This is a genomic window from Bradyrhizobium sp. WBAH42, assembly GCF_024585265.1.
In the GTDB taxonomy this organism is placed as follows: domain Bacteria; phylum Pseudomonadota; class Alphaproteobacteria; order Rhizobiales; family Xanthobacteraceae; genus Bradyrhizobium.
Genome location: NZ_CP036533.1, coordinates 2,697,803 through 2,717,480, shown reverse-complemented (window position 1 = coordinate 2,717,480; position 19,678 = coordinate 2,697,803). Strand labels below are relative to the sequence as shown.

Annotated in this window: 20 protein-coding genes; 12 read left to right on the top strand and 8 right to left on the bottom strand. The window is 64.5% G+C overall.

Annotated elements, in window-relative coordinates; translation table 11 throughout:
• Nucleotides 1–3 precede the first annotated feature (3 nt).
• The 5 genes from DCG74_RS12705 to DCG74_RS12685 all read right to left on the bottom strand — a co-directional run bounded on the left by DCG74_RS12705 (nucleotide 4) and on the right by DCG74_RS12685 (nucleotide 4,758).
• A complete protein-coding gene (locus DCG74_RS12705; RefSeq protein ID WP_257187565.1) occupies nucleotides 4–126 on the bottom strand; it encodes a hypothetical protein in 123 nt (40 codons plus the stop codon).
• A gap of 2 nt (nucleotides 127–128) precedes the next feature.
• A complete protein-coding gene (locus tag DCG74_RS12700) occupies nucleotides 129–1,079 on the bottom strand; it encodes a sulfonate ABC transporter substrate-binding protein (protein ID WP_172784672.1) in 951 nt (316 codons plus the stop codon).
• Nucleotides 1,080–1,600: 521 nt separating this feature from the next.
• Nucleotides 1,601–2,767 carry a cytochrome P450 gene (locus DCG74_RS12695; protein ID WP_172784673.1) on the bottom strand — a complete coding sequence of 389 codons (1,167 nt, stop codon included), beginning with the start codon at nucleotides 2,765–2,767 and terminating at the stop codon, nucleotides 1,601–1,603.
• A gap of 229 nt (nucleotides 2,768–2,996) precedes the next feature.
• On the bottom strand, nucleotides 2,997–4,004 hold the full coding sequence (locus tag DCG74_RS12690; protein ID WP_172784674.1) for an ABC transporter substrate-binding protein: 1,008 nt from the start codon (nucleotides 4,002–4,004) through the stop codon (nucleotides 2,997–2,999).
• 577 nt (nucleotides 4,005–4,581) lie between these two features.
• Nucleotides 4,582–4,758, bottom strand: a complete 177-nt coding sequence (locus DCG74_RS12685) for a hypothetical protein (RefSeq protein ID WP_172784675.1) — start codon at nucleotides 4,756–4,758, stop codon at nucleotides 4,582–4,584.
• Between the two features lie 339 nt (nucleotides 4,759–5,097).
• Between DCG74_RS12685 and DCG74_RS12680 the strand changes: the two genes are divergently transcribed.
• Nucleotides 5,098–6,210 carry a helix-turn-helix transcriptional regulator gene (locus DCG74_RS12680; protein ID WP_172784676.1) on the top strand — a complete coding sequence of 371 codons (1,113 nt, stop codon included), beginning with the start codon at nucleotides 5,098–5,100 and terminating at the stop codon, nucleotides 6,208–6,210.
• 312 nt (nucleotides 6,211–6,522) lie between these two features.
• Nucleotides 6,523–6,726 (top strand): hypothetical protein, encoded by a 204-nt coding sequence (locus DCG74_RS12675; RefSeq protein WP_172784677.1) that lies wholly within the window; start codon nucleotides 6,523–6,525, stop codon nucleotides 6,724–6,726.
• A 37-nt stretch (nucleotides 6,727–6,763) separates the two neighbouring features.
• On the opposite strand, the gene DCG74_RS12670 is transcribed toward DCG74_RS12675, so the two are convergent.
• Entirely contained in the window at nucleotides 6,764–7,546 is a 783-nt protein-coding gene (locus DCG74_RS12670; protein ID WP_172784678.1) for a helix-turn-helix transcriptional regulator, read from the bottom strand.
• 220 nt (nucleotides 7,547–7,766) lie between these two features.
• On the opposite strand from DCG74_RS12670, the gene DCG74_RS12665 reads away from it, so the two are divergent.
• From DCG74_RS12665 to DCG74_RS12650, 4 genes are all read left to right on the top strand, one after another.
• Complete coding sequence (locus DCG74_RS12665) at nucleotides 7,767–9,041, top strand: SDR family oxidoreductase (RefSeq protein ID WP_172784679.1); 1,275 nt, start codon at nucleotides 7,767–7,769, stop codon at nucleotides 9,039–9,041.
• Nucleotides 9,041–9,520, top strand: a complete 480-nt coding sequence (locus DCG74_RS12660; RefSeq protein WP_172784680.1) for a DUF2269 domain-containing protein — start codon at nucleotides 9,041–9,043, stop codon at nucleotides 9,518–9,520. The genes DCG74_RS12665 and DCG74_RS12660 overlap by 1 nt, the downstream gene beginning before the upstream one ends.
• A gap of 137 nt (nucleotides 9,521–9,657) precedes the next feature.
• Nucleotides 9,658–10,110, top strand: a complete 453-nt coding sequence (locus DCG74_RS12655) for a YidB family protein (protein WP_172784681.1) — start codon at nucleotides 9,658–9,660, stop codon at nucleotides 10,108–10,110.
• Between the two features lie 40 nt (nucleotides 10,111–10,150).
• Nucleotides 10,151–10,414, top strand: a complete 264-nt coding sequence (locus DCG74_RS12650; protein WP_172784682.1) for a GlsB/YeaQ/YmgE family stress response membrane protein — start codon at nucleotides 10,151–10,153, stop codon at nucleotides 10,412–10,414.
• Nucleotides 10,415–10,601: 187 nt separating this feature from the next.
• Here DCG74_RS12650 and DCG74_RS12645 read toward each other — a convergent pair whose 3' ends face one another.
• The gene (locus tag DCG74_RS12645) at nucleotides 10,602–11,807 is read right to left on the bottom strand and encodes an LLM class flavin-dependent oxidoreductase (RefSeq protein ID WP_172784683.1); all 1,206 of its coding nucleotides are present in this window, start codon (nucleotides 11,805–11,807) and stop codon (nucleotides 10,602–10,604) included.
• A gap of 268 nt (nucleotides 11,808–12,075) precedes the next feature.
• Between DCG74_RS12645 and napE the strand changes: the two genes are divergently transcribed.
• From napE to DCG74_RS12615, 6 genes are all read left to right on the top strand, one after another.
• A complete protein-coding gene (gene napE, locus DCG74_RS12640) occupies nucleotides 12,076–12,261 on the top strand; it encodes a periplasmic nitrate reductase, NapE protein (RefSeq protein ID WP_018318384.1) in 186 nt (61 codons plus the stop codon).
• Between the two features lie 26 nt (nucleotides 12,262–12,287).
• Nucleotides 12,288–12,617 carry a chaperone NapD gene (locus DCG74_RS12635; RefSeq protein ID WP_172784684.1) on the top strand — a complete coding sequence of 110 codons (330 nt, stop codon included), beginning with the start codon at nucleotides 12,288–12,290 and terminating at the stop codon, nucleotides 12,615–12,617.
• Between the two features lie 16 nt (nucleotides 12,618–12,633).
• Nucleotides 12,634–15,147, top strand: coding sequence for a nitrate reductase catalytic subunit NapA (gene napA, locus DCG74_RS12630; RefSeq protein WP_172784685.1), 2,514 nt, complete (start codon nucleotides 12,634–12,636; stop codon nucleotides 15,145–15,147).
• Nucleotides 15,144–15,614, top strand: a complete 471-nt coding sequence (locus DCG74_RS12625) for a nitrate reductase cytochrome c-type subunit (RefSeq protein WP_172784686.1) — start codon at nucleotides 15,144–15,146, stop codon at nucleotides 15,612–15,614. Before napA ends, DCG74_RS12625 begins: the two co-directional genes overlap by 4 nt.
• Nucleotides 15,611–16,264, top strand: coding sequence for a NapC/NirT family cytochrome c (locus DCG74_RS12620; RefSeq protein WP_172784687.1), 654 nt, complete (start codon nucleotides 15,611–15,613; stop codon nucleotides 16,262–16,264). Before DCG74_RS12625 ends, DCG74_RS12620 begins: the two co-directional genes overlap by 4 nt.
• A gap of 258 nt (nucleotides 16,265–16,522) precedes the next feature.
• Nucleotides 16,523–17,638 carry an ATP-dependent RecD-like DNA helicase gene (locus DCG74_RS12615; protein ID WP_172784688.1) on the top strand — a complete coding sequence of 372 codons (1,116 nt, stop codon included), beginning with the start codon at nucleotides 16,523–16,525 and terminating at the stop codon, nucleotides 17,636–17,638.
• A 130-nt stretch (nucleotides 17,639–17,768) separates the two neighbouring features.
• On the opposite strand, the gene DCG74_RS12610 is transcribed toward DCG74_RS12615, so the two are convergent.
• A complete protein-coding gene (locus tag DCG74_RS12610) occupies nucleotides 17,769–19,457 on the bottom strand; it encodes a caspase family protein (protein WP_172784689.1) in 1,689 nt (562 codons plus the stop codon).
• Between the last annotated feature and the right edge of the window lie 221 nt (nucleotides 19,458–19,678).

Genomic DNA, 19,678 nt, shown 5'->3' with positions numbered 1-19,678 from the left:
CCCCTAGCCGTAAGTCGTGCCGACAGCGGCGGCGACGATGCCGACCGAGAGCACGATGGCTGCGATCATGCGTTGAACGATACGCCTCATGTTCAGACCCTTGGAAATGGGAAGAGTTGTCGGCACGGTCAGGCTGCCGGGTTGCGCCAGACGATGTCGCGGATATGAATCGGCTTCGGGATCAGGCCGAGCTTGTAGAAGCGGTCGGCGACGCCCTGCTGGGTCGCGACGATCTCGTCGGTGACCGGACCGATCACGAAGTTTGCGCGGTTGGCGGCGACGGTCTGGATATCCAAGGGAACGCCGGTGATCGCGGCGAGCGATCTGGCGACCTCGTCGCGATGCTGCTCGGCCCATTTTCCGGCCGCAGCTGTGACCTCGACGATCTGCTGCAAGATGGCACCGTGGTTCTTCGCGAACTCGCGGTTGGCGATGAAGAAGGAATTGGTCTTGGTGACCTCGCGCGCATTGATCAGGATGCGGCCGTTCTGCCTGGTCTCGCCGATCGCGAAATACGGATCCCAGATCGCCCAGGCCTCGATGCTGCCATTGGCGAAGGCGGGCCCGGCGTCGGGCGGCGTCAGGTAGACCGGCGTGATGTCGGCGTAGGTGAGGCCCGCCTTCTCCAGCGTCTGCACCACGACGTTGTGAGCGCTGGAGCCCTTGGTGAAGCCGATGCGCTTGCCCTTGAGGTCGGCGATGTCGCGGATCGGCGAATCCTTGGGCACCAGGATGCCCTGGCCGTTGGTGATGGGCTGGCCGGCGGCGTAGACGATCGCCGCGCCCGCGGCCTGGGCAAACACCGGCGGGGAATCCCCGACCGCGCCGAAATCGACGCTGCCGACGTTCATCGCCTCCATCATCGGCGGCCCCGAGGAGAACTCGATCCATTTCACCTCGATGCCTTGCGACGTGAAATGTTTTTCCAGGGCGGCCTGCTGGCGCGTGATGACCAGCACGCCGGTCTTCTGATAGCCGATACGAATTTCCTTCACCGCGCCTTGCGCGATCGCGGGTGATGCGAACGCAGCGGCGGCCGCCGTTCCAGCCGATAGCTTCAGAAAGTCTCGACGCTGCATTCCACACTCCGGGCCGCGGGCGGCCGTCATCATTCACGTTTACGGAATGATGGTGCGGGCCGTCAGAAGTGTCGAGACGTCCGGGAAAATAGCGATGCGAGCACTGCGGTTCATGCTGCGCGCGTGATCAATCTTTCAAGCGGCGAGGCGAATGAGGATGGAATTTTTCTGCACGCGAATGTGAGAGCTGCACGGATTTTGTCCAGGCCAGACGAACGGAACACAAAAAGTCGCAAAACAACCCCATGCACAGTAGCCGGGGCGCGCGAAAACAATGACTTACGTATTATCCGAAGCACGTTTGACTCGTCGGGCAAAACAGGAGCAGAATGGCATGATCGCGGATCAAGGGCTGAGGTGTGAAGCCCCCTCTCCCACTGTCATTCCCCGCGAAGGCGGGGAATCCAGTACGCCGTGGCCCATCGATTCAACCACAACTGTCTCGGAGTACTGGATCGCCCGGTCAAGCCGGGCGATGACACCGAACGTGTGACGCGCCACGTGCCCCAAGCACGACCGGCCTAATGCCGCCACCTCACCGGCAGATTCTGCAGCCCGCGGAAGGCCCAGCCGCCGATCCGCACCTCCTCGTCCTCGGCGAGCTCGATGCGCCCCGCGCGCGCGAACAATGTCGGCAGCGCGACGTCGGCGATCATGGCGCGCGAGGCGAAGGCGCCGGCGCAGAAATGCGGGCCGGCGCCGAAGGCGACGCTCTTGGAGGTGTCGCGTCGCACGTCGAACTGATCGGCGCGGTCAAAATGCTTCTCGTCGCGGTTGGCTGATCCGAACATCAGGAACACGCGCTCGTCGCGCTCGAACGAGACGTCGCGAATGGTCCAGGGCTTGGCGATGCGGCGCGGCGACATGCCGATCGGCGAGATCCAGCGGGCATATTCCTCGAAGGCCTGCAGCCAGGTCACCTCGCCGCGCAGGACCAGATCGAGCTGGTCGGGATGGGTCAGCAGCGCCCAGACCGTGCCGGCGATCGCCTTGCGCGGCTCGTTCTGGCCGCCTGATATCGCGAGTTTTACATTCGCGCGCACGCTCTCCATCGGCATGCCCGAGCTAAGGAGCACGCCGAGAATGCTCTGGTCCGGGTTCTTGCGCATCACCGGCAGGATATCGTCGATCGCGGCGTCGATGCCCGCGGTCGCCGCATGGCAGCGCGCCTCGACCTCAGGGTCGCCGGCATAATTGGCGATGCCCTCGATCATGCCTTGCGACCACGCGTCCATGTCCTGAAAGCCGATATTGGTGAGGCCGGTGATCGACTTCAGGCATTCGCCGGAGAACGGCAGCGCGAAGTCGCGCATGAGATCGATCCGTCCCGGTTCGAGCGAAGCGATGATGCGATCCGCATGGTCCTGGAACTGGGCGGCCCAATGTGCCTTCACCGTCTTCGGCGAGACTGTCGGAAACATCGCGCGACGCTCGACGAGATGCGCCTCGCCGTCCTTGCGCATCATGTTGTGGCCCATCAGCCGGTTCATCAGGCCGGCGGGCTGGTGGGAGGAGAACACGTCGATCTGCTTCTCGGAGATCGAGATGTCGTCGCGGCTCGCCAGCAGCGTCGAGCCGAGCTGCGGCACGAATGCGATCGGCGCCTCCTTCCGCATCCGGGCGAGCATCGGATAGGGATCGGCCCAGAAGGCGGCCGGGTCGATGTCGATGCGCGGCGCGGTGCTCAAGCTTCGCTCCCTTGTCGTCTCCTTGATGCCAAGGCTAGCGCCTTCGCGAGCCGCCGTCTGTCCCCAGCGATTGGGACGGGCGGCCTCGGGGGGCGTACCTTCACGACCAAAGCACGCGCGGGCGAGACAGCGAGGTCCGCATTGCCCACAACGGCGGATGCTGAAGATGCATAGGCGGACTTTCGTTAAGGGCCGTTTTCAACCCCTTGCACCGCAGCAAATGGCTTCCTCATTCGATGACCTCGTCGGCACGCGCAAGCAGCGTCGGAGGCATTTCGAGGCTCAGGGCGCTGGCGGCCTTCAGGTTGATCACCAGGTGGAATTTGCTGGGCCGGTAGATTGGGATATCGCCCGGCCTGGTCCCGTTGAGAACCTGGTGGACATCAACGGCAAGTCGTTCGGCAAGCTCACCGAGATCCGGCGCATAGCTGATCAGCCCACCCGAATCCGCATAGTCGCGGAAGGGATAGATGATCGGAAGATGAAGTTTCCCGGCTAGCTCGGTGATCGAGGCGCGTCGTGCCAAAAAGCTGCCGCTCGCGTCAACCATGGCAGCGTCGAACCGCTGTGACGTCAACTCGGCAAAGGTCCGTCGGAGTTGCTCATCGTTCACCTCTGGAAGGAAATTCCAGCTCAGCACGATGCCCAGGGCCTGCCCTGCCTTCTGAAGCGACAATCCCAGGGGAGTATCCATCAAGGTACGCGACGATGTCAGGTAAGCGACCTTAGCGGCCGAGGGCATCGCCTCCTTCAGGATTTGCAGGCGCTTCGCGACGATTTCGTAACCTGCATCGATGCTGACACCCGTCAGGTTGCCTCCGGGATGCGCGAGGTTTGCAACCAATCCTGTCGCGATCGGGTCTCCCATGATCGCGACAATCGGTATCGTTGTCGTGGCCGCGGCGAACGCTTCGATCAGCTCGTTAAGATTTACAACGATCACTCGCGGATCGCTGCCAACGACGGCAGCGGCGAGAGACGTAAAGTGCTGGGAGCGCCCCTCGGCTGAATAACGCTGGACGACGATATTGCTGCCTTCGGCATAACCGAGCTTACGCAACGTTTGATAAAACCGCCGCACCCAGAAGGGGCCAGCAGTCTCGGTAAGCTGATCAGCAGGGATACCCGAATGAACCAACGCAATGCGGTGTTGCCGCCGCGCCTGCTGTGCTCGCCCCGCGAGCGGCCAGGCGGCTGCCGCACCGCTCACAAGCGTGATGAACTGCCGTCGCTGCATCGCCAATCCCCGATGCTCCCAACCGAGCGTAAGCAATATTTGGCGCAGGTCCAAGCGGCGGATATACGCACCCTTGCATCAACGCAAATCGGTGTCCACGAACGTCGGTACGCTCCCGTCAGGGCCTGGCCCAGCTCGACGGGTTCGGCCATCGTGTATCCTTGTCTGCTTTCAACTCAGATGGCAGCTCCGGCCAGCAAGAAAACGCCGCCAAGCGCGACCATCACAAGTCCAGGCCAGTTCGATTTGACGCCGAAGCCGCTACCGGGCCTTTCAGGCTCCAGCGTATCACTCCCGGAGCGAAGCCACTTCCCACCGCTGAACCGGCCTCGCCAAATGGGCTGATACGCCATTTGGAACACGCCTCCGAAAACAAGGAGCACTCCAAGCAATATGAGAGTCATGCTCACCTCCTCTACCCGCGAACGCCGATAGGTTGCGGCGCCGAGAACCGTGGCCCATTCAACGTCTGCCCGCGGAATCAGACCGACCTTGAAAGCCGCCGGGCGGACCAGCGCGCTGCACGCAGGCTGGAGATCGCGCTCACCGAAGCTCAGACTATGTCCAAGCGTCCTGCCTAGTCCTCGTCCGGCTCGCGCACGACCGCCGGTTCGCCGGTTTGGCTTTCTTCATCGTCTTGCTCGTCCTCATCCTCTTCGTCGTCATCAGGATCTCGGGGCGGCATCGTGTTGGTCATGACCGCGAAGACATGCCGGTCGGTCCCGGCGGTAACCAGCTCAGCAAGTAGGGTCATGTTGTTGCTCCTCGGATGTGACCCTGGGACACTCTGTCCCAATTCGGCGGAGCAGACACGAAACGCCCCGCCAACGGCCCGCTGGAGCCCGGATCACCCGGGCCTCCAGGTCCTGAGATCGCGCGACGCTGGGATAACGCAATATCTCTCAAATAGTTGAAATATGAACATGATTTCTGCTAGGCGTCTATTGGTGCCCACCCGGGAAATAGTAGCAATTGAGTTCCGCTGAAGCGGGTTGGTATCAAGGGCCTTGGACGAGCGAAGCACGAACGCTCCTGCAAAGATGCACGCCGTGCGTCTGAAAGATCGGTCGAATCTGATGGGTCCAGCGCAGCAATGACGGGCATCGATTTCGAGCAGATCGTGGACCGCATCCACGAGGCAGCGACCGTTCCGGAGCTCTGGCCTGATGTCCTGGAGCAAATCGCACATGCCGCGGGCGCGCATGGCATGGTCATGATCACCACGGACTCCGATCAGTGGTCCGGTGTTTGGAATGGTGTCGTGACGTCGCCGTCGATCCGCGAGGCCTTCTCGGCGTTCCTGCGTAGCGACCTCTCCAGCCGGACGGAGACGACGCCGAGACTCCTGGCGCTTGATCATCCCGGCTTCGTCGGCGAGCAGGAGGTGTTTTCGCCGGAAGAATGGGACCGCGATCCATATCGGGTGGAATGGAACAAGAAGTGGGGCTTCGAGCATGCTTGCGCGACGGCGGTCCGCAGCCCGTCCGGTGAGATCATCGTCTTCCACATGGAAAGACTGGCCGGCCGGCCCGCCTTTTCGCGGCAGGACCTCGATTTTCTCGACCGCTTTCGCCCCCATCTCGCGCGGGCGGCTTTGCTGTCGACGCGCTGGCGCCTCACCCGGATGCGGGCGGCAACCGAGGCGTTGTCGCTGGTCGGCCTACCGGCCCTCGCGATCACGCGCTCCGGGCGGGTTCTGGCCGCCAACGCCTTGATCGAAGCCATGACGGATGTTCTGCAATGGCTGCCGAAGGACCGGATCGCCATCAGGGACCGCGCGGCCGACACCCTGCTGCGCTCCGGCCTTGCTCAACTCGATGCGCCGGACAAGGCCGTATGCTCCTTCGCCGCGCGTCGCACCAGCGATCTCGATCGGGTGGTCCTTCATCTCGTTGCGATGCCGGGCGAAGCCCGCGATCTCTTCGATGGGGCGGTTGGCCTTCTCATCGCGACACCGGTCGCCGCCTCGCAAGCACCGAGCCTCGCCCTCATTCGTGGCCTGTTCGATCTCACCCCGAGCGAAGCGCGCGTTGCGCGCGGAATTGCGCAAGGACAGACGATCGGCGACATCGCCGCGCATCACGGACTCAGCCGCGAAACCATCCGCACGCAGGTCAAGGCCGTCCTCGCCAAGACGGGAACGCGGAACCAGAAGAGCGCAGCTGCACTCTTCGGCGCGATCCCCAAATTGCCGCTGAGGGACTGACGCCAGACTTGTCGCCCGTGACTCGCAGCAGCGGCCTGCGCGCACGCCTCGTCCTTCGAGACGGCGCTGACGCGCCTCCTCAGGATGAGGCTCATCGGCTTCAGTTCTCGTTGAAACTGCTGCCGCGAACTCTATCCTCATCCTGAGGAGCCCGCCTTAAGCGGGCGTCTCGAAGGATGGCCGCAGGGAAAAGCTCTGCAACAGCCTGCCCCGGCAGGAGCAAGCTCCGCTTCACCCAAATGGGTGAAGACACAGGCCGACGCTCCGGGTTCAACTCCGCCCAAATTGGATCTCTGGCGAGAAGCGGCGGCGATGGCGGGACCGGAATTTCCGATTTTCGAGATGACCCTGGCGCAGCGCAGGCGCAGGAAATGGAACTGGAGCGTCTGCACCGTTCAAGGCGCGGTCGTGATGCAGGGCCGGGAATCCAGCCGAGCGGCCGCAAAGTACCGGGCCGAACGAGCGCTTTTCATGCTGCTGCTCACCGCGCCCTATCGTTCCCGACTTTCCGCATAGCAAGGCGCTCGTCGAGCGCTGCAGGGTTGCCGACGCCTTAGTTCATGCTGCGCGTCAGCAGGCGCAGCACGATCGCAAACAATTCGCTCTGCGAGGAGATGCCGAGCCGTTCATAGGCGCGCTTGCGGTAGGTCAGGGTCGAATGCAGGCTGATGCCGAGCGCTTGCGAGATCGCCTCCGAGCTGAAGCCTGCGAGGATGCGGCGGCAGACCTCCTGCTCGCGCGGCGTCAGCGCGGAGAGCGGCGCGCGCGTGGCGAACAACGCGGCGATGTTCTGGTCGGGTGTCGCGGTCTCCGCCTGCTGGAAATGGCGCGCGACGCTGGCTGCGATCGCCGGCGCGATCGTCCCGAGCCGGTGGCGCTGGGCGGCGCTGAAGCGGCCCTGCGCGGCGATGCGGTAGAAATTGACGTAGAAGCAGGTATCGCCGGCCCAGATTGCGGTCGCGCATTTGTCGACGATGCCGGAATCCTGGAAGAAGATTTTTCGGTAACGCGCCCCGTACATGCGCGGCGCGAAGTGGGGCAGCACGATCGGCGCGCCGCCCTCGCCTTCGAACAGCGCGTCGCGGTTGGGATCCGTTTCGTGAAACTGGCCGGCATAGGCGGCGCCGAGATCGCCGCCGATCGGGATGTTGCCGGCATCGAGCAGGCAGCTTGCCGCGCCGGCCCGGCTCAGCGCGAACACCATGCAATGGCCGACGTCCGCCTGCCGGCGCAGCGTGTCGATGAGAACGTTTGGAAAATTCGAGCGGCCGATGGCGAGCACCGCGGGCGTGACATCGCCGGCAGCAAAGCCTGAACCTGTCCCGTTGGGCGGCATCGCTCTCTCCCGGTCGCCTTCCTTATGGCTTGTGCCGATTTGTAGCAGCAGCTCTCGATGACGTGAATGACTCATCTGCCTCAGGTCTTGCGGCATAGAGCCAGCCTGGTTCGTGGGGCTAACCGGTTCCGCCTGAAGGAACAAGTGCGGTGGCCCCGCCTTGTCCGTCCGATGAGATCAGCCGTTTGTCGGCATTCGGTTGCCGATCGAAGGAGGAGTCATGCGAATTCTCCTCGTTGGCGGTACAGGGTTTCTCGGCTCGGCGATCCACGCCAGGCTGTCGGCCGAAGGCTACGAATGTATGTCGGTGTCGCGCCACCCGGCAGCAGAGCGCGATCGGCGCCATACCAGCCTCGACGTCGCCCGCACAACCGATTCCTCGCAATGGAAGGACGTCCTTGCGGGCGTCGATGCGGTGATCAACCTGGCCGGAGCGCTCCAGGGACGGGATCTACACGGGGTTCATGTCGCCGGAAGCGCGGCACTCTACAGCGCCTGCGAAAGCGCAGGCGTCCGCCGCGTCGTCCTGTTCTCGGCCATCGGCAGCAATGTCGATGCCCCCAGCGATTTTTCTCGTACCAAGCGGGAGGGCGAAGCCGCCTTGATGGCGCGCGACCTCGATTGGGTCATCCTGCGACCCTCCGTCGTGATCGGCCGCGCCGCCTATGGCGGCAGCGCGCTGTTGCGAGGACTGGCGGCGCTGCCGATTCTACCGGTCGTGCCCGACACGGCGGCGATTCAACCGGTGCATCTCGACGACGTCGTTGAGACCGTGCTGTTCTTTCTGCAGCCGGGCGCGCCTTGCCGCATCGCCATCGATCTGGCCGGCCCACGGCAGATCGCCTTCAGCGACGCGGTCGGGCTGTTTCGGACCTGGCTGCGCTGGAGGCCGGCGTACCGCCTGCAGCTGCCATCCTGGGCAGCTTCGGTTGCTTTCCGCGCGGGGGACGTTGCGCAGATGCTGGGATGGCGAACGCCCATCAACACGACGGCACAGGCGGAAATGCGCCGCGGTGCGACCGGCGATCCCGAGCCCTGGCGTCGATTGACCGGCACTCCACCGCGCGATCTCGAAGTCGCGCTCGCACGCGAGCCTGCGTCGGTGCAAGAACGATGGTTTGCACGGCTGTATACGCTCAAGCCGCTGATCTTCGGCGTCTTCGGCGCGTTTTGGATCGCCACAGGCATCATCTCGCTGAGCGCGGGCTGGAATATCGGCATGTCGTTGCTGCTTGAAGGCGGGCTGCAAGGGAACGTCGCGGCGCTCGTCGTCACCGCGGGCGCGCTCGCCGACATCGTCATCGGCCTTGCCATTCTCTGGCGGCCTCTGAGCCGCTACGGACTCTGGGCAGCACTGATCATCTCGCTCACCTATGCCGTGATCGGCACCGTCCTGGTGCCGCGACTGTGGGCCGATCCGCTGGGACCGATGCTGAAGATCTGGCCGGTGATCATGCTCAACCTGGTCGCCATGGCGATCCGGGAGGATCGCTGATGCTCTACTTCCTCGTGAAGATGGCGCACATCATCGGCGCTGCCGTGCTGCTCGGCACCGGGGCCGGGATCGCCTTCTTCATGCTGGTGGCGCATCTGCGCGGCGACCCGCGCGAGATCGCCGGGGTTGCGCGGACGGTGGTGCTGGCCGACTTCCTGTTCACGGCGAGTGCCGTGATCCTGCAGCCAATCACCGGCACGTGGCTCGCCTGGTCGAGCGGGTATTCCCTCGGCGACGGCTGGGTGGCGGCGTCGATTGCACTGTATCTCGTGACCGGCGCCTTCTGGCTGCCGGTAGTGTGGATGCAGATGCAGATGCGCGATCTCGCCGTCGCAGCGGTCGCTAGCAACAGCGAGCTGCCCGCCCGCTATAACCATCTCTTCCGATGGTGGTTCGCCTTCGGCTTTCCGGCTTTCGCGGCCGTGCTGATCATCTTCTGGCTGATGATCGCCCGTCCGGCCATTCCATTCTGGGATTAGATCGGCGCCTTCCAGCTTGATTGGCTTCTCATTGCGCCTGCTTCCAAATGACCGGCGCCGGATTCGGCAAGCTTCAGGAACAGAACCGGACCGGCCGAGTTCGACCTGTTTGGCGCTACATACAATGGAGTTACACGATGAGCCGCGGAATGCCGTCGATGACCGCACTTCTCGGACTGCTCGCAATCGCGGGATATCAGAATCGGGACAAGCTGGCGGAGTTGCTCAGAGGTCCGGGGGCCGGATCCCTCGAACCGTCCAGCGGCCAACAACCGCTTGGCGGCCTGCTCGGAAACCTGACTGGCATGCTGAGCGGGGCCGGGGTTGGAGGACTATTGCAGGGAGGAATTGGCGAGCTGCTGGAGAGATTCAACCAAAACGGCCACGGTGATGCAGCCCAGTCGTGGGTCGGCACGGGGCCGAACAAGGACATCTCGCCCCCGCAATTGCGGGAAGCAATCGGGCCCGACGTGCTGGACAAACTCGAGAAGGAGACCGGGCTTTCGCAAGAGGAAATTCTCGCGAGGCTCTCGCGCGAGCTGCCGCAGGCGGTCGACAAGTACACGCCCGAGGGGCGTCTGCCGAGCTGACGGCCTCGTCATTGTCGCCATTGATCAGGAGGAGTGGAGAATGGGAATTATTTGGACGATCATCATCGGCTTTATCGCGGGCATTATCGCGAAATTCATCATGCCGGGTGACAATGAACCCTCCGGGTTCATTCTCACGACCATCCTGGGCATCGTTGGTGCCTTCGTTGCCACTTACCTTGGCCAGGCCCTAGGCTGGTACCGTCCTGGAGAGGGTGCCGGGCTGATCGGCGCGGTCGTCGGCGCCATCATCGTCCTCTTTGTGTATGGTCTCTTCGCCGGACGACAACGGCGCGCGATCTGAAGAGCAGCAGGCCGGCCCGGTCGGTGGCGACCTGCGTGCGAGCCGATGAGACCTGCCCAAATCCCAGCGGGCGAAGGGGCGCCATTGACCGCAGCCCCTTCGCTTTCTTCGTCTCAAGGAGACTGCACCCCGGCTCGGGCAGCTGCCGCAGCAGCGCCAGGAAGCAGGGCCTGTCGTTGCTTACACGCTACCCCGCCGCCGCCTTCGCGGGTGCCACGTTGATCGCCAGCTTGCCATAGCGGTCCGTAAAGGCCTCGGTGTCGATCTCTTCCAGCTCGATCTCGCCCCTCATCACGCCCTGCTTCCAAGCCGCCTGCGCCGGATCGTCCTGGAACTCCGGCATCACCTCGCGGCCGAACAGCTCGAGCGATTCGCAGATGTGCTCGTGGCTGTTCTTGCCGGCCTGGTTGAGCAGGATGACCTGGTCGATATGCGAGGATTGGAAGCGCTTCAGCTTCTTCCGGATCGTCTCGGGCGAGCCGATCAGGCCGCCGCGCAGCGCCGCCTCCTGGGCTTGCGGATTGTCGCGCTTCCACTTGTTGTACTCGTCCCACATGTTGACGGTGTAGGGCGCGGGACGCTGGCGGTTCTGCGCGGCGCCGTAGAAACGCAGCGCGAACTGGAAGAAGGTGGCGCCGTCGGCGCGCGCACGCGCCTCCTCGTCCGTCTTGGCGCACATGAAGAACGAGACCAGCGCCATGTTGGGATTGATCTCGTAGTCGGCGAGCCTGTGCAGACGCTTGGTGATGGCGTTGTAATAGGCGTGCACCCAGGCGTGCGCGGCATCGGCGCTGACGAACTGGAAGCCGAGCGCGCCGAAACCGTGGCGGCCGGCGCGCTCGATGGTCGGCAGCTGCGAGCAGGCCATCCATAGCGGCGGGTGTGGCTTCTGCACCGGCTTCGGCACCACATTGCGCAAGGGGATGTCGAAATATCTACCGTGATGCTCGCTGCCGGCGTCCTTGAACATCGGGAAGATCGCCGCGACCGCCTCCTCGAACACCTCCTTCTTGGTCTCCATGTCACGGCCGAACGGCTCCAGCTCGGTGATCGAGGCACTCTCGCCCATGCCGAACTCACAGCGGCCGTTCGAGAGCAGATCCAGCACCGCGACACGCTCGGCGACGCGCGCCGGATGATTGGTGGTGAGCTGGAGGATGCCGTGGCCGAGCCGGATGTTCTTGGTGCGCTGGCTTGCCGCAGCCAGGAACGATTCCGGCGAGGGCGAGTGCGAATATTCCTCGAGGAAGTGATGCTCGACCACCCAGGCATGGTCGTAGCCGAGCCTGTCGGCGAGCTCCATCTGCGAGAGCGCATTCTGATAGAGGGCGAGCTCGTCGCCGGCCACCCAGGGCCGCGGCAGCTGCAGCTCGTAGAAGATGCCGAACTTCATGGCGTTGCTCTCTCCCGCTTGTTCTTGTTGAGCTCATCTTAATGGGTGAGGCGAAGCTGTCTACGCAGTGGCAATTCCGCTGCGCGGGAGAATGATTTCGTCGCCCGGCCTGCGGGGCGGGGCTCGTCTTGCCCCGGGCGCTGCGACATCCGCGCAAGCGGCAGGTTGATCCAGATCAACGCCGTGGCGGCCCGGATGCATCAGAAGTGCAGCAAGGCAACGGCCCGGATGCCGTCCCGATTCCCATCCCATCCCGAAGAGACCGAATATGTCGGCCCCTGACGACACGACGTCGCGCGTGCGCCGTAAGCGCATGGAGATTTTTGCGTTCCTGTTCCTGACCGCGATCGTGATGCCCGTCCTCGCGGTCGGGACGGTCGGCTCCTATGGGCTCGGCGTCTGGATCTACCAGATGTTCGCCGGCCCTCCGGGCCCGCCACCTTCCCCGCATTGATCCGCTCAAAGCGAAAGACAGGCATCATGGCCCAAGCCACATTCAAAAGCGCCAAGCTCAACCGCCGCGCCCTGATCACCGGCCGCGCGCTCGCCGCCGACCGCATCGTGACGCCGCCGGGCGCCGAGATCGCCAGCATCATCGTGCAGGCGCGGCCCGAGCGCCTTGCCGAACTGGAAGCGGAGATCGCAGCGCTTCCCGGCTGCGAGATCCATGCCCGCGACGCGCGCGGAAAGCTCGTCGTCGTCGCCGAAGCGCCGGATGCCGGCAGCCTCGGCACCATGCTCAACACCATCCAGTCGCTGCAGCACGTCTATTCCGCGGCGCTGGTGTTCCATGCCATCGAAACGACTTAAGGGCCGGAGAGCCATCATGACATCGCCGAAGCTCGACCGCCGCCAGATGCTCAAGCTCGAAGCCGCCGCGATCGCCGCGGCTGCCGCCGGCCTTCCCGCACCGGCGCTCGCCGCCAACCTCGCCGCCGAGCGGGAGGTGAGCGAATTGAAATGGGACAAGGCCGCCTGCCGCTTCTGCGGTACCGGCTGCTCGGTGATGGTCGCGACCAAGGACAACCGCGTCGTCGCCACCCACGGCGACATCAAGGCCGAGGTCAATCGCGGCCTCAACTGCGTCAAGGGCTACTTCCTCTCCAAGATCATGTACGGCCACGACCGCCTGACGCAGCCGATGCTGCGTAAGACCAATGGCAAGTACGACAAGAACGGCGACTTCACGCCGGTGTCCTGGACCGAAGCCTTCGACATCATGGAGCTGAAGTGGAAGGAGGCGATCAAGAAGCGCGGGCCGAACGGCGTCGCCATGTTCGGCTCCGGCCAGTGGACGATCTGGGAGGGCTATGCGGCGTCAAAGCTGTTCAAGGCCGGCTTCCGAACCAACAACATCGACCCCAATGCGCGGCACTGCATGGCCTCGGCGGTCGCCGGCATGATGCGCACCTTCGGCATCGACGAGCCGGCCGGCTGCTATGACGACATCGAGGCCACCGACGCCTTCGTGCTGTGGGGCTCCAACATGGCGGAGATGCACCCGATCCTGTGGACGCGCGTCGCCGACCGCCGGCTGTCCGCGCCGCATGTCCGCGTCGCCGTGCTCTCCACCTTCGAGCACCGCTCGTTCGACCTTGCCGACATCGGCATGGTGTTCGTGCCGCAGACCGACCTCTACATCCTCAACGCCATCGCCAACCACATCATCAAGACCGGTCGCGTCAACAAGGATTTCGTCGCCGCGCATACCGTGTTCAAGCGCGGCCAGACCGACATCGGCTACGGATTGCGGCCGGAACACCCGCTGCAGAAGAAGGCGACGGGCGCCGCCAAGGCCAACGACTCCACCGACATGAGCTATGACGAGTTCGTCAAGTTCGTCTCGGAGTATACGCTGGAGAAGGCGGCGCAGATGTCGGGCGTGCCGCTGAACCGGCTCGAAGCACTGGCCGAGCTCTATGCCGATCCGAAGACGAAGGTGGTCTCGTTCTGGACCATGGGCTTCAACCAGCACACCCGCGGCGTCTGGTGCAACAACCTCGTCTACAACATCCATCTTCTGACCGGAAAGATCTCCGCGCCCGGCAACAGCCCGTTCTCGCTGACGGGCCAGCCCTCAGCCTGCGGCACCGCGCGCGAGGTCGGCACCTTCTCGCACCGCCTGCCCGCCGACATGGTGGTGACCAACAAGGCGCATCGCGACCACGCCGAACACATCTGGCAGCTGCCGGAAGGCACCATTCCGGACAAGCCCGGCGCCCACGCCGTGCTGCAAAGCCGGATGCTGAAGGACGGCCTGATCAACGCCTATTGGGTCCAGGTCAACAACAACCTTCAGGCCGGCCCCAACGTCAACGAAGAGACCTATCCGGGCTTCCGCAACCCCGACAATTTCATCGTGGTCTCGGATGCCTATCCGACCGTGACGGCGCTCGCCGCCGATCTGATCCTGCCGACCGCGATGTGGGTGGAGAAGGAAGGCGCCTACGGCAATGCCGAGCGGCGCACGCAGTTCTGGCACCAGCTCGTCACCGCGCCGGGCGAAGCCAAATCCGATCTCTGGCAGCTCATGGAATTTTCAAAACGCTTCAAGATCGAGGAGGTCTGGCCCGCGGAGCTGATCGCCAAGAAGCCGGAATATCGCGGCAAGACGCTGTTCGACGTCCTCTACAAGAACGGCCTGGTCGACAAATTCCCCGTGACGGAGGTCGAACAAGGCTACGCCAACGAGGAAGCCAAGGCGTTCGGCTTCTACGTGCAGAAGGGACTGTTCGAGGAATATGCCCAGTTCGGCCGCGGCCACGGCCACGACCTCGCGCCATTCGACACCTATCACAGGGAGCGCGGCCTGCGCTGGCCCGTCGTCAACGGCCAGGAGACGAAGTGGCGCTTCCGCGAAGGCAGCGACCCCTACGTCAAGCAGGGCACCAACGTGCAGTTCTACGGCTATCCCGACGGCAAGGCCCGCATCTTCGCGCTGCCCTACGAGCCGGCGGCGGAATCGCCCGACAACGAATATCCCTACTGGCTCTCGACCGGCCGCGTGCTGGAGCACTGGCATTCCGGCACCATGACGCGCCGCGTGCCCGAGCTGTTCAAGGCCTTTCCCGAAGCCGTCTGCTTCATGCATCCGGACGATGCGCAGGACATGAAGCTGCGACGCGGCGACGAGGTGAAGGTGGTCTCCCGCCGCGGCTTCATCCGCGCCCGCCTCGAGACGCGTGGCCGCGACCGGCCGCCGCGCGGCCTCGTGTTCGTGCCGTGGTTCGACGAATCCAAGCTGATCAACAAGGTGACACTCGACGCCACCGATCCGATCTCGCTGCAGACCGATTTCAAGAAATGCGCCGTGCGCATCGAGCGGGTGAACATGTCATGATGAAACGATCCGCAATCATCCTGCTCGCCTTCGCGATCGCAGCGGGCACGGGCTCGCTGACGGCGCAGACCGTGACCTCCGGCCTGCGCGGCCCGACCCCGCTCAACGACGAGGGCCCGGCGCCGCCGATGCTGCCGAACCGCAACACCTCCGAGAAGGAGGTGCGCAACTATCCGGAGCAGCCGCCCGTCATCCCGCACAATATCGACGGCTATCAGGTCGACCTCAACGGCAACAAATGCCTGTCCTGCCACGCGCGGGCGCGCACCGCCGAGTCGCAGGCGCCGATGGTCTCGATCACGCACTTCATGGATCGCGACGGCCAGTTCCTGGCCTCGGTCTCGCCGCGCCGCTTTTTCTGCACCGAATGCCACGTGCCGCAGAACACCGCCAATCCGCCGGTCAGCAACGATTTCACCGACATCGACACGCTGCTGTCGCGTGCAAGTCCGGGTGGCCGGCGATGACGACGACTGCTGACGAGCCCAATGCGGAGCTGAAGGCCAAGCGCGGCTTCATCGCGCGCAGCTGGGCATTTCTGCTCGAGCTCTGGCAGGTGCTGACCCGGCCGAGCTCGGTGTTCGCCCTCGGCACCCTGGTGCTGGCCGGTTTCGTCGCCGGCGTGATCTTCTGGGGCGGCTTCAACACCGCGCTGGAAATCACCAACACCGAAAAATTCTGCACCGGCTGCCACGAGATGAAGGACAACGTCTACGCGGAGCTGAAGTCGACCATCCACTTCTCCAACCGCTCCGGCGTGCGCGCGACCTGCCCGGACTGCCACGTGCCGCACAACTGGACCGACAAGATCGCGCGCAAGATGCAGGCCTCCAAGGAGGTCTGGGGCAAGATCTTCGGCACGATCGACACGAGAGAGAAATTTAGGGATCACCGGCTCGAGCTCGCCGCGCATGAATGGGCGCGCTTCAAGGCCAATGATTCCCTGGAATGCCGCAACTGCCACAGCGCCGATTCCATGGACATCACCAAGCAGTCGCCGCGGGCCTCGGTGGCGCACCAGCGCTTCCTGTTCACCAAGGAAAAGACCTGCATCGACTGCCACAAGGGCATCGCCCACCAGCTGCCCGACATGCGCGGCGTTCCCGGCTGGCAGTAGGGCTTGGCGAGGCCTGAGCAAGCGCCTCGTCCTTCGAGACGACCGCTTTCAGCGGTCTCCTCAGGATGAGGCTGAGCGGCATCTTCGCCTGCCGAAACTGCTGCCACACACTCCGCCCTCATCCTGAGGGCCCGCCAAAGGCGGGCGTCTCGAAGGATGGGCCGCGGGGAACGGCCTCCCTACGCTTGAACGGGCGGGCCGAATGGTTAGTTTTGGGGGAAGGCGAATCGCCTCATTCGCCGCTCCCTCAAGACAGACATGGCCACTTTCACCCCGCATCAGGATGCTGCGCTCAAAGCCGTCGGCGACTGGCTCAAGGCCAGGCCGGGACGGGGCGGCACGCCGCCGGTGTTCCGCCTGTTCGGCTTCGCCGGCACCGGCAAGACCACGCTGGCGCGGCACATCGCCGAGGGCGTCGACGGCGAGGTGAAGTTCGCCGCCTTCACCGGCAAGGCGGCCCTCGTCATGCGCAACAAGGGCTGCGACGGCGCCTCCACCATCCATTCGCTGATCTACCGCGCCCGCGAATCCGGCGAGGAGCAGCCGAGCTTCGAGTTGTGGGACGATGCGCCGGCCTCGAAAGCGAAGCTGATCGTGATCGACGAATGCTCGATGGTCGATGCCGAACTGGGTCGCGACCTGATGTCGTTCGACTGTCCTCTCCTCGTGCTGGGCGATCCCGCGCAGCTGCCGCCGATCCAGGGCGGCGGCTTCTTCACCAACACCACACCCGACGCGATGCTGACCGAGGTGCATCGCCAGGCCCAAGACGACCCGATCGTGCGGATGTCGATGGACGTGCGCGAGGGCCGCGAGCTCGACATCGGCCGCTACGGCGAGAGCGAAGTGGTGTCGCGGAAGGAGCTCGACCCCGATCGCGTCATGGGCGCCGACCAGATCCTGGTCGGCCGCAACAACACGCGCCGCGCCTACAACATGCGGGTGCGCCAGCGCCAGAACATCGAGGATCCGTTTCCGGTCGCCGGCGACAAGCTGGTGTGCCTGCGCAACAACCGCAAGAAGGGCCTGTTCAACGGCGGCCTGTGGCGCGTCAAGTCGCGCAACACCTCGCGCTCGAAATCGCGCATCCTCTCGATGCGGCTATCGCCGGACGAGGATTTCGGCCACAAGGTGACCAAGGTCTCGGTGCGCGCCGATTGCTTCGAGGGCGGCGTCGAGCAGATCGCCTGGGAGCAGCGCAAGCCCTATGACGAGTTCGACTACGGCTACGTGCTGACCGTGCACAAGTCGCAGGGCTCGCAATGGGACGATGTCGTGCTGTTCGACGAGAGCTTTGCGTTCCAGGATTCGCGGGCACGGTGGCTGTACACGGGGATCACGCGAGCGGCGAAGCGGTTGAGCATCGTCGTCTAGAGTCCGCTGCCGTAGGGTGGGCAAAGCGCAGCGTGCCCACGCACTATTGCTTGAGGAGAGAGATCGTGGGCACGGCGCGTTGCGCCTTTGCCCACCCTACGGCACCGCAGATGTGGCGCGAGTATTCCCCTCACTTCCCCGCGACGAAGTAAAAATCCTCGCGGCCTGGCGGCGACCCATATGTGAACGGCTGCTGCCCGTGCTTGGTCGCGGCCCAGACGTCGTCGCGGACGATGTCGAACAATTTTCGGATCTCGACGCGCGGCTGCTTGATCTCGCGGGCGAGCGCGGTGGCGAACGGGCTGTTGGCGGCACCGTCGCCGTCCATCGCGGTCTCGCCGTGCTTGGCGGCGTAGACCACCATGAAGCCGGCACCGGGCTCGATGTTGGAAAAGCCCTTCTCCACCAGCTTCAGCGACAGGGTGCGTTGCATGGCCGGCGCGAACGGATTGTCGCGGCAGGCATCGAGGACAACGAGGCGGACTTTCCGCGCGGCGCCGACCGCAGCGATCACCTGCTCGAGCGCGACGGCCTCGGTCTCGGCGTCCTTGTCGGCGGTGAGCCTGGCGTCGACCGGAACGAGATAGTTTACCCCGCCGATCTCAAAACCATGGCCGGCATAATAGACCACGGCCCAATCGGCTTTTTCCGCTTCCTCGGCGAAGGCCTTCAGGGTCTGAAAGAACGTATCGCGGGTGAGGTCCTTGGTGTCGAGCACGGTCTGAAAGCCGAGGTCGCGCAGCACGCCCGCGATCAGCTTCGAATCGCGCGGCGGATTGGGCAGCGGGTGGGCGTTCTTGTAGGCGCCGTTGCCGATCACAAGCGCGACGCGACGGCCGGTCGTCGCGCCCGCCGCTTCTTTCGGCGACAGGGCGGCGAGCCGCTCCTGCGCGATGGCGCGGGCGCGCGCAACCTCGGTGTCGTCGAACCTCGTCAGCGAATAGGCCGCGGCGCGATAATCGGCGCGGGCCTGCGCGAGATCCTTCCGCCGCTCGTAGATCTGGCCGCGGCCGGCATGGGCGCGGACGTTGTTCGGGTTGATCTGGATGGCCGTGTTGTAATCCTTCAGCGCGGCGTCGAGATCGCCCTTCATCATGTTGACGTCAGCGCGGTTGTTGATCGCGAACACGTTCCTGGGCTGCTTCTCGATCAGGCCGTTGCAATCGGCCAGGGCGCGGTCGAACTTGCCCATCATGCCGTAGGTGACGCAGCGATTGCCGGCGATCTGCGGCGCGGCCGCATCAATCTTCTCGGCCTCGGCGAAATCGGCGATGGCGCCGTCGAAATCCTTCATCAGCGTGCGCGCGCGGGCGCGATTGGTCCAGGCGAGCAGGAATTTGGGCGTGTACTTGATCGACAGGCTGAAATCGTCGATCGCGCTCTGCAGCGCGCCGCGGCGCGCGTGGATGACGCCGCGGTTGTTGTAGGGAACGCCATAGGCCGGGCGCTTCTGGAGCGCGAGGTTGTAGTCGGCCATCGCGAGATCCTCCTGTCCGCTGCGCTCATAGGCGAGGCCGCGCAGGTTGAGCGCGACGACGTTGTCCGGATCGAGGTCGATGGCCATGGACAGCGTCTCGATCGCGTGGACATGGTCGCGCTTGTTGAGCAGGATATTGCCGCGCACGGACAGGGCGATCGCCTTGTCCTTGCCGGTGAGACGATCGGCGTTCAGCAGGTTCTCGCAAACCGTGGCGCGGGCCTGCAGCTCGGCCTGACGGTCGCGGCACAAAGCGAGATCGTCGCCGGGTTGGGGATCGGCCGCGGCACTGCAAGTGCCGGCGGCGAGGACGGCGAGGATCAGGAATACGACGCGCAGCATGTTGTCAGGCCAGCTCCAGCCACCATTTGGTCGATCGTCGATCGCGCCGGTTCATCTAGCGCGGAGTTCCGCACCCCGCCAAGCGGGCCGGTTGCCGCGTCACCCCTGCGCGTCCTCACGGTCTCGTGTCCGCCCCGGCGTAACAATCGGCGGCTCGGCCCGTATCTCGGATGATGCGAAAACGCGGCGGGGCAGGCTGTTCGCCCGGTCCCGTCCACCCT

Bases quoted from the DNA above. Each gene is read 5' to 3' on its own strand.
- DCG74_RS12615 (WP_172784688.1), top strand. From the start codon at position 16,523: ATGGCCACTTTCACCCCGCATCAGGATGCTGCGCTCAAAGCCGTCGGC.
- napA (WP_172784685.1), top strand. From the start codon at position 12,634: ATGACATCGCCGAAGCTCGACCGCCGCCAGATGCTCAAGCTCGAAGCC.
- DCG74_RS12670 (WP_172784678.1), bottom strand. From the start codon at position 7,546: ATGCCGCCCAACGGGACAGGTTCAGGCTTTGCTGCCGGCGATGTCACG.
- DCG74_RS12635 (WP_172784684.1), top strand. From the start codon at position 12,288: ATGGCCCAAGCCACATTCAAAAGCGCCAAGCTCAACCGCCGCGCCCTG.
- DCG74_RS12650 (WP_172784682.1), top strand. From the start codon at position 10,151: ATGGGAATTATTTGGACGATCATCATCGGCTTTATCGCGGGCATTATC.
- DCG74_RS12685 (WP_172784675.1), bottom strand. From the start codon at position 4,758: ATGACCCTACTTGCTGAGCTGGTTACCGCCGGGACCGACCGGCATGTC.
- napE (WP_018318384.1), top strand. From the start codon at position 12,076: ATGTCGGCCCCTGACGACACGACGTCGCGCGTGCGCCGTAAGCGCATG.
- DCG74_RS12675 (WP_172784677.1), top strand. From the start codon at position 6,523: ATGGCGGGACCGGAATTTCCGATTTTCGAGATGACCCTGGCGCAGCGC.
- DCG74_RS12660 (WP_172784680.1), top strand. From the start codon at position 9,041: ATGCTCTACTTCCTCGTGAAGATGGCGCACATCATCGGCGCTGCCGTG.
- DCG74_RS12625 (WP_172784686.1), top strand. From the start codon at position 15,144: ATGATGAAACGATCCGCAATCATCCTGCTCGCCTTCGCGATCGCAGCG.
- DCG74_RS12620 (WP_172784687.1), top strand. From the start codon at position 15,611: ATGACGACGACTGCTGACGAGCCCAATGCGGAGCTGAAGGCCAAGCGC.
- DCG74_RS12700 (WP_172784672.1), bottom strand. From the start codon at position 1,079: ATGCAGCGTCGAGACTTTCTGAAGCTATCGGCTGGAACGGCGGCCGCC.
- DCG74_RS12610 (WP_172784689.1), bottom strand. From the start codon at position 19,457: ATGCTGCGCGTCGTATTCCTGATCCTCGCCGTCCTCGCCGCCGGCACT.
- DCG74_RS12665 (WP_172784679.1), top strand. From the start codon at position 7,767: ATGCGAATTCTCCTCGTTGGCGGTACAGGGTTTCTCGGCTCGGCGATC.
- DCG74_RS12645 (WP_172784683.1), bottom strand. From the start codon at position 11,807: ATGAAGTTCGGCATCTTCTACGAGCTGCAGCTGCCGCGGCCCTGGGTG.
- DCG74_RS12655 (WP_172784681.1), top strand. From the start codon at position 9,658: ATGAGCCGCGGAATGCCGTCGATGACCGCACTTCTCGGACTGCTCGCA.
- DCG74_RS12680 (WP_172784676.1), top strand. From the start codon at position 5,098: ATGACGGGCATCGATTTCGAGCAGATCGTGGACCGCATCCACGAGGCA.
- DCG74_RS12690 (WP_172784674.1), bottom strand. From the start codon at position 4,004: ATGCAGCGACGGCAGTTCATCACGCTTGTGAGCGGTGCGGCAGCCGCC.